The sequence below is a fragment of the Streptomyces sp. NPDC056503 genome (assembly GCF_042794995.1).
Taxonomy (GTDB): Bacteria; Actinomycetota; Actinomycetes; order Streptomycetales; family Streptomycetaceae; genus Streptomyces.
Window position 1 is genome coordinate 1 of record NZ_JBHTST010000035.1, and the last position, 9,085, is coordinate 9,085.

The window sequence follows — 9,085 nt, forward strand, 5'->3', positions numbered from 1 at the left end:
GGTCGTGGGTTGTACGGGGCGTTCCCGGTGTTCGCGGGGGCGTTGGACGAGGTGCTCGCGGAGCTTCCGGATGGTCTGCGGGAGGTGATGTGGGGCGAGGACGCGGAGGTTCTGAACCGTACGGGTTGGGCTCAGCCGGCGTTGTTCGCGGTCGAGGTCGCCCTCTTCCGTCTTCTGGAGTCGTGGGGTGTGCGGCCGGATGTGGTGGCCGGGCATTCGGTGGGTGAGATCGCTGCCGCGCATGTGGCGGGGGTGTTGTCGCTGGGGGATGCGGCTCGGCTTGTGTCGGCGCGTGGTCGGTTGATGGAGGCGCTGCCCGAGGGTGGTGCGATGGTGGCGGTCGAGGCGTCGGAGGACGAGGTCCGGCTCACCGCCGGGGTTTCGATCGCCGCGGTCAACGGTCCCCGCTCGCTCGTCGTCTCCGGTGTCGAATCCGAAGTCCTCTCCCTCCAGGCGCACTTCGAGGCTCTGGGTCGTAAGACGACCCGTCTCAAGGTCTCGCACGCCTTCCACTCCCCGCTCATGGAGCCGATGCTGGAGGACTTCCGGCAGGCCGTCGAGGGGCTGGCCTTCGCCGCACCCCGGATCCCGTTCGTCTCCACCGTGACGGGCGCGCCCGCCGGTGAGGAGGAGCTGGGCGATCCGGCGTACTGGGTGCGTCAGGTGCGCGAACCCGTGCGGTTCGCGGATGCCGTGGGCGCGCTCGAAGCCCTGGGCGTACGCCACTTCGTCGAGGCCGGGCCCGACGCCACGCTCACCGCCACGGGCGCGGGAGCCTCCTTCGTACCGCTCCTCCGCCGTGACGGCGACGAGGCGGAGACGCTGGTGTCGGCCCTGGGGGCGCTCCATGCGGCCGGGAGGTCCCCGGACTGGCGGAAGGCCTTCGAGGGACAGGGGGCGCGGCTCGTCGACCTCCCCACGTACGCCTTCCAGCGCGAGCACTACTGGATCAGTGACGGGGACGGTGCCGGGGCCGCCGGCGGCCTGGACCACCCGCTCCTCGGCGCGGTCGTCGAACTCGCCGAGTCGGACGCCCTGATGTTCACCGCGACCCTCTCGCTCGGCACGCACCGCTGGCTCGGTGACCACGTGGTCGGCGGCTCGGCGGTGCTGCCCGGCGCGGGGATCGCGGAACTGCTGGTGCGCGCGGGCGACGAGGTCGGCTGCGGCCGGATCGAGGAGCTGGTCTTCGAGGCCCCTGTCGTCCTGCCGGGGGACGGCGGTGTACGGCTCCAGCTCACGCTCCGCGCGGCCGACGCCTCGGGCCGCCGCGAGTTCGTGCTGCACGCCCGCCCGGAGAGCGCCCCGGTCGGCACCCTCTGGACCCGGCACGCGTCGGGAGCGCTGTCGGTCGCGGCGGGCGCGCCGACGAAGGGGGCGGCGGACCTGATCGCCTGGCCGCCGCCGGGTGCCGAGCCGGTCTCGCTGGCCGGCATGTACGAGTCCCTGGCAGACGCCGGGCTGGCGTACGGGCCCGTGTTCCGTGGCGTCCGGGCGGCCTGGAGGCGCGGCGACGAGGTCTTCGCCGAGGTGGCACTCGCGGAGCGCGCGGCGTCGGACGCCGCCGACTTCCTTGTGCACCCGGCCCTGTTCGACGCGGCCCTTCAGGTCGTGGGGCTCTCGGCGGCGGCCGGTGAGGGGCTTGCCCTGCCCTATGTCCTGCGGGGTGTGGAGGTGTTCGCGTCGGGCGCGGGCGCCGCGCGGGTGCGCGTCACCGGGACGACGCTCGAACTGGCGGACACGAGCGGTCGGCCGGTGGCCTCCGTGGACTCCCTCGTCCTGCGCGACGCGGAGTCCGGCGCGGCGGTCGCACACGGCTCCGCGGACACCGGGGGGACGGCCGACGCCGAACTCCTCCGGACGGAGTGGACACGTGCGGTCCTGCCGACCTCCGACCAGTTCGACGGCGGGGAGTTCACCCTGCTGGAGGTGGCGGGCGGCGCCGCATCGCCGGAGGCGGTGCGGGGTGAGGTGGTCTCGGCCCTGGAGGCCGTCCAGTCCCATGTCGCCGGACAGGGGCGGGTGTTGGTGGTCGTCACGCGCGGCGCCGTCGCCCTGGCCGACGAGTCGGTGACGGATCTCGCGGGTGCCGCCGTGCGGGGGTTGGTGCGGTCGGCGCAGGCGGAGCATCCGGGGCGCCTGGTGCTGGTGGACGCGGACCGCGACGCCGATGTCGCCTCGCTGGCGCCGGTCGTGTTGGCGGTGGCCGAGCCGGACGTCGCGGTGCGTGGTGGTGAGGTGTGGGTACCTCGTCTGGTCCGTGTCGCCCCGGACGGCCCGAGCGGGGCCGGGACGGTGTGGGACGGCGAGGGGCAGGTTCTGGTCTCGGGTGGTACGGGTGCCCTGGGTGCTCTGGTGGCCCGGCATCTGGTGCGGGTGCATGGGGTGCGTGAGCTGTTGTTGGTGAGTCGTTCGGGTCCGGCCGCGCCGGGGGCGGATGTGCTGGTCGGGGAGTTGGAGGGGCTGGGGGCGCGCGTCGAGGTGGTGGCGTGCGACCTGGCGGATCGTGGTTCGGCCGAGGCGTTGTTGTCGGGGCGTGGGCTGGCGGGTGTGGTGCACGCGGCCGGTGTCCTCGATGACGGTGTGGTGACGTCGTTGTCGGCGGAGCGGGTGGTGGGTGTGTTGCGTCCGAAGGTGGATGCGGGGTGGCATCTGCACGAGTTCGCGCAGGCTCCGGTCTTCGTGTTGTTCTCTTCGGCGGCCGGGGTGTTGGGTGCTCCGGGGCAGGCGGGTTACGCGGCGGGCAACGCGTATCTCGATGCGTTGGCGGAGTACCGTCGTTCGGCGGGGCTGTCCGGGCAGTCGTTGGCCTGGGGCATGTGGGACACCGGCATGGTCGAGGGGCTGGGTGCCGCCGAGCGGGAACGCCTGGCCCGCACCGGCGTCGAGCCGCTCGCCGTCGACGACGCCCTCGCCCTCCTCGACGGGGCCGCGGGGAGCGGCGCCCCCGTCCTCGTACCCCTGGCCCTGAACAGGGCCGCACTCGCGGGTGACGGGGACGAACTCGCTCCGATGTTCGGCAAGTTGCGGCGACCGAAGCCGGTCAGGCGGGGCGTGGCCGCGCCCGTCTCGGCGGCCACCCGCTCGCTGCGGGAACGGCTCGCCGGGCTGACCCCGGAGGAACGGGAGGAGCTGCTGCTCGGCCTGGTGCGCACCGAGGCGGCGCATCTGCTCGGGCACCCCGGGCCCGAGGCCATCGAGCCCGAGCGGTCCTTCAACGAGGTGGGATTCGACTCCCTCTCCGCCGTCGGCTTCCGCAACAAGCTGACCATCGTCACCGGCATGCAGCTCCCGGTGACCATGATCTTCGACTACCCGGACTCCGTCGCCCTCGCCCGCCACCTCTCCGAGGAACTGGTGCCGGACGGCACGGGCACGGACCGGGCCACGTCTCCGGACGGCGTCACGGACACGACCACGACGGACGCGGAGCCTTCCGCGGAGTCCCAGGAACAGCGCGAGCGCGAGATCGACGGGATGGACATGGATTCGCTGATCGACATGGCGTTCCGGGCTTCGGAGGGGGACGCATGAGCACTCCGCAGAAGTCCGAGAGGAACGTGCTCGACGCCCTGCGCGCCTCGCTCAAGGAAGTGGAGCGCCTGCGCGAGCAGAACAGGAAACTGACCGCCGCCGGCCACGAGCCGATCGCGATCGTCGGGACCGCCTGCCGCTTCCCCGGCGGCGTCGGGACGCCCGAGGACCTGTGGCGGCTGGTGGCCGACGGCACGGACGCCGTCGGGCCCTTCCCCGCCGACCGCGGCTGGGACCTGGAGAGGCTGCACGACCCCACGGGCGAGCGCCCCGGCAGCAGCTACGTCCACGAGGCCGGATTCCTCCACGACGCAGCCGAGTTCGACGCCTCCCTCTTCGGGATCGGCCCGCGCGACGCGCTGCTGATCGACCCGCAGCAGCGGCTCCTCCTGGAGACCTCCTGGGAGGCCTTCGAACGGGCCGGGATACCGCCGCGCTCCGTGAAGGGCAGCAGGACCGGTGTGTTCGCCGGCGTGATGTACCACAACTACCCCGGAAGTTACGGCTCTTCGGGCGTCGTCTCCGGCCGCCTCGCGTACACCTTCGGACTGGAGGGGCCCGCCGTCACGGTCGACACCGCCTGCTCCTCGGCCCTCGTGGCGCTGCACCTGGCCGTGCAGTCGCTGCGCAAGGACGAGTGCGCGCTGGCGCTGGTCGGCGGCGCCACGGTGATGTCGAGCCCCCGCACCTTCGTGGAGTTCAGCCTGGAGCGGGGCCTCGCCCCCGACGGCCGCTGCAAGCCCTTCGCCGAGTCGGCGGACGGCACCGGTTGGGCCGAGGGCGCCGGCGTACTGCTCCTGGAACGCCTGTCGGACGCCCGCGCCAACGGCCACCCCGTCCTCGCGGTGGTGCGCGGCTCCGCCGTCAACCAGGACGGCGCCTCCAACGGCATGACCGCGCCGAACGGCCCCGCCCAGCGCCGGGTGATCCGCCAGGCCCTGGCCGACGCGCGGCTCAAGGCGGCGGACGTGGACGCGGTGGAGGCACACGGTACGGGGACGACGCTCGGCGACCCGATCGAGGCACAGGCACTGCTGGCCACGTACGGGCAGGGGCGTGAGGACACGGAGCCGCTGTGGCTGGGCTCGGTGAAGTCCAACGTGGGGCACACCCAGGCGGCGGCCGGCGTCGCGGGCGTCATCAAGATGATCGAGGCGATGCGCCACGGCGTCCTGCCGAAGACACTGCACGTGGACAAGCCCTCCACGCACGTCGACTGGCACGCGGGCCGGATCGAGCTGCTCACGGAGGCACGGGCGTGGCCCGAGACGGGGCGCCCGCGCCGGGCGGGGATCTCGTCCTTCGGCGTGAGCGGTACGAACGCCCACGTCATCGTCGAGCAGGCCCCCGCCGACGAGGAGCCGGACGGGGAAGCGGGCGCGGAGCCGGACGGCGAGCCGGGCACGGCGCCCCGGTGGGGCGCCTGGGTGCTGTCGGCGCGCGGCGCGGAGGCCCTGCGCGGGCAGGCGCGACGGCTGCTCGACCACGTGGAGGCGCGCCCCGGGCTGGGCCTCGCGGACGTCGGACTGTCCCTGGCGGCGTCCCGTTCGGTGCTCGACCACCGGGCCGTCGTGGTCGCGGCCGACCGGGACGAGGCCCTGCGCGGTCTGGCGGCGCTCGCCCGAGGAGACAGCGCGCCGAACACCTTCACGGGTTCGGCCGGGACGAGCGTGACGGCGTTCGTGTTCGGGGGCCAGGGGTCGCAGCGGTTGGGGATGGGTCGTGGGTTGTACGGGGCGTTCCCGGTGTTCGCGGGGGCGTTGGACGAGGTGCTCGCGGAGCTTCCGGATGGTTTGCGGGAGGTGATGTGGGGTGAGGATGCGGAGGTTCTGAACCGTACGGGGAACGCGCAGCCGGCGTTGTTCGCGGTCGAGGTGGCGTTGTTCCGGCTCCTTGAGTCGTGGGGTGTGCGGCCGGATGTGGTGGCCGGGCATTCGGTGGGTGAGATCGCCGCCGCGCATGTGGCGGGGGTGTTGTCGCTGGCGGATGCGGCACGGCTCGTTTCCGCTCGGGGTCGGTTGATGGAGGCGCTGCCCGAGGGTGGTGCGATGGTGGCGGTCGAGGCGTCGGAGGACGAGGTCCGGCTCACCGCCGGGGTTTCGGTCGCCGCCGTGAACGGCCCGCGCGCGCTTGTCGTCTCCGGTGTCGAGTCCGAAGTCCTCTCCCTTCAGGCGCACTTCGATGCGCTGGGTCGTAAGACGACCCGTCTGAAGGTCTCGCACGCCTTCCACTCGCCGTTGATGGAGCCGATGCTGGCGGAGTTCCGGCGGGTGGTGGAGGGGCTGTCCTTCTCCGTTCCGCGTGTCTCGTTCGTCTCCACGGTGACGGGCGTGCAGGTCGAGCAGGAACTCGCGGACGTCTCCTACTGGGTGCGGCAGGTCCGTGAGCCGGTCCGTTTCGCGGATGCCGTGGGTGCTCTCGAAGCCCTGGGCGTACGGCACTTCGTGGAGGTCGGTCCGGACGCCGCGCTGACCGCGACCGCGCCCGAGGCCCCCTTCGTACCGCTCCTCCGCCGCGACCGCGACGAGCCCGAGGCGCTGGTGTCGGCGCTGGGCACGCTCCACGTGTCCGGGAAGTCGCCGGACTGGCGGAAGGTGTTCGAGGGGCAGGGGGCGCGGCTCGTCGACCTCCCCACGTACGCCTTCCAGCGCGAGCACTACTGGATGCACGCGTCCGCCGCCGGCGGTGGTGACGCCGACGCCGTCGGGCTCGCGGTCGTCGACCACCCCTTCATCGGCGCGGCGACCGTGAGCGCGGAGTCCGGTTCGCTGGTTCTCTCCGGGCGTCTGTCGCAGGCCGCGCACCCTTGGCTGGTGGATCACCAGGTGGGCGGGGCCGTCGTCTTCCCGGGCTCCGGTCTGGTCGAGCTCGCCGTCCGGGCGGGCGATCACGTCGGCTGCGGGCGCGTCGAGGAGCTGACCCTGGAGGCGCCGCTCGTCGTCCCCGACGGCGGATCGGTGCAGGTGCAGGTGACCGTGGGGGTTCCGGACGGGACGGGGGCCCGTCCGCTGGGCGTGCACGCGCGGAGCGCGCACGACGAGGACGCCCCCTGGACGCGGCACGCCACGGGTCTTCTCGCGGTGGCGCGCACGGGCTCCGGCACGGCACTCGCCGACGCCGATGGCGGTGGTCATGGTGATGCCGATGGGGGAGCCGGTGTCTGGCCGCCGGAGGGTGCCCGTCCCGTGCCGCTTGACGGCATGTACGAGCACCTGGCCGGCACCGGCCTGGTGTATGGACCGGTCTTCCGGGGTCTTCGGCGGGTGTGGCGGCGCGGGGACGAGGTCTTCGCCGAGGTCGCGCTGCCGGAGCGGGCCCGGGCCGATGCCGAGGACTTCGTGCTGCACCCGGCCCTCCTGGACGCGGCGCTGCACGCCGTCGGGGCGGGGGGTGCCCAGGGGACGCCGGGCGAGGGGCCCGCGCTTCCCTTCGCCTGGTCGGGCGTGGAGGTGTACGCGTCGGGCGCGGGCGCGGCGCGGGTGCGGATCGCCGCCGCGTCCGACGGCGGGACCGCCGTTGACCTCGCCGACGTGAACGGCCGCCCCCTCGCCTCGATCGGCTCGCTCGCCCTGCGCGAACTGCCGTCCGACGCGCTCGACGCGCTCGACGGCGCCCGTGCCGGCGGCCCGGCCGCCCGGCGGCTGTTCCGTACGGAGTGGGAGCGTGTCGCGTCGCCTTCGGGTGGGGTGGTCGGCGAGGCCGCCGTGGTCGAGGTGGCGGGTGGTGTGTCGCCGGAGGCGGTGCGCGGAGCGGTGACGGCGGCGCTGGGCGCCGTGCAGTCTCATCTGGGCCAGGACACGGGTGTGTTGGTGGTGGTGACGCGTGGTGCTGTCGCCGCGTTGCCGGGGGAGTCGGTGACGGATCTCGCGGGTGCCGCCGTGCGGGGGTTGGTGCGGTCGGCGCAGGCGGAGCATCCGGGACGGTTCGTGCTCGTCGACGCGGGACCGGGGGTGCCGGTGACGCCGGTGACACCGGTGGTGGACGAGCCGGACGTGGTGGTCCGGGCCGACGGGGTGTGGGTGCCCCGGCTGGTCCGTGTCGCCCCGGACGGCCCGGCCGGGCCGGGCACGGTGTGGGACGGCGAGGGGCAGGTTCTGGTCTCGGGTGGTACGGGTGCGTTGGGTGCCCTGGTGGCCCGGCATCTGGTGGCGGTGCACGGGGTGCGTGAGCTGTTGCTGGTGAGTCGTTCGGGTCCGGGCGCGCCCGGGGCGGACGTACTGGTCCGGGAGTTGGAGGGGCTGGGGGCGCGCGTCGAGGTGGTGGCGTGTGATCTGGCGGATCGCGGCTCGGCCGAGGCGTTGTTGTCGGGGCGTCGGCTGGCGGGTGTGGTGCACGCGGCCGGTGTCCTCGACGACGGTGTGGTGACGTCCCTGACGGCGGAGCGGGTGACCGGTGTGCTGCGTCCGAAGGCGGACGCGGCCTGGCATCTGCACGAGTTCGCCGACACCCCTGCCTTCGTCCTCTTCTCCTCGGCCGCCGGTGTCCTCGGCGCGCCCGGCCAGGCGAACTACGCGGCCGGCAACGCCTACCTCGACGCGCTCGCCGAGTACCGCCGCTCGGCGGGGCTGCCCGCGCAGTCCCTGGCCTGGGGCATGTGGGACACCGGAGGCACCGGCATGAGCGCCGCCGCCGCACCCGCCCCTGCCACCGCAACGGCAGCCGCATCCGCCCTTGCCACCGCAACGGCCGCCGCACCCGCCGTGCCCGCCGCAGCCGTCCCGTCCACCCCACCCGCCGCATCCGGCACGACCGCCTCAAGGCGCGGCGGCGGCCGGCACGCGGCCCTCTCCGCCGGCGAGGCGCTGGCTCTCCTCGACGTCGCGCCCGGCGTCGAGGCCGCCGCCCTCGTGGTGATGGCCCTGGATCCGGAGGCGTGGCGGACGCACGAGGGCGGGACCCCCCACCTCCTCCGCCGTCTGCTGCCGAGCCGGAGGCGCAGCGCCGCGGGAGCCGAGTCCGCCGAGGCGGGCCGGACGCTCCTCGCGGAGCTCGCGGGGCTCTCCCGCGGCGACCGGCTCGTACGGCTGCTCCACCTGGTGCGCACCGAGGCGGCGCACCAGCTGGGACACTCCGGACCCGAGGCCGTCGAGCCCGAGCGGTCCTTCAACGACCTGGGATTCGACTCGCTCTCCGCGATCGGTTTCCGCAACAGGCTGACCACGGTCACGGGAACCCGGCTTCCCGCCACTTTGATCTTCGACCATCCGAATGCCCGCTCCCTCGCGAGCCACCTCTCCACGGAACTGGTTCCGGAGGACGGGGAGGGCGGCGCGGGAGCGGCCGACGAGGAAGCACGTGTACGTGAGGTCCTGCGGCGCATTCCGATCTCACGGTTGCGCGACGCGGGACTGCTGAGCGTCCTGTTCGAGCTGTCGGACGCGGACGGCGGGGCCTCCTCCCGGCTCGCCGCGCATCCGGGCCGAACCGTCGACGGCCTCGAAGGTGACCTGGAAGTCGCCATCGACATCGACGAGTTGGACGGCGACGCTCTGGCCGCGCTGGTACTGCGGGGCATGGAAGACGGCAATTCGACGCAGGGAGTGTGAGGGCG

At 73.8% G+C, this 9,085-nt stretch carries 1 protein-coding gene and 1 pseudogene; both read left to right on the top strand.

The genetic code is table 11. From position 1 onward, the window contains the following. The first annotated feature begins 9 nt into the window (after positions 1-9). The gene (locus tag ACFQ8C_RS13470; protein WP_383456027.1) at positions 10-3,534 is read left to right on the top strand and encodes an acyltransferase domain-containing protein; all 3,525 of its coding nucleotides are present in this window, start codon (positions 10-12) and stop codon (positions 3,532-3,534) included. A gap of 23 nt (positions 3,535-3,557) precedes the next feature. Beyond that, positions 3,558-9,080: pseudogene (locus ACFQ8C_RS13475) on the top strand (type I polyketide synthase); the annotation flags it as partial. Positions 9,081-9,085: the final 5 nt, after the last annotated feature.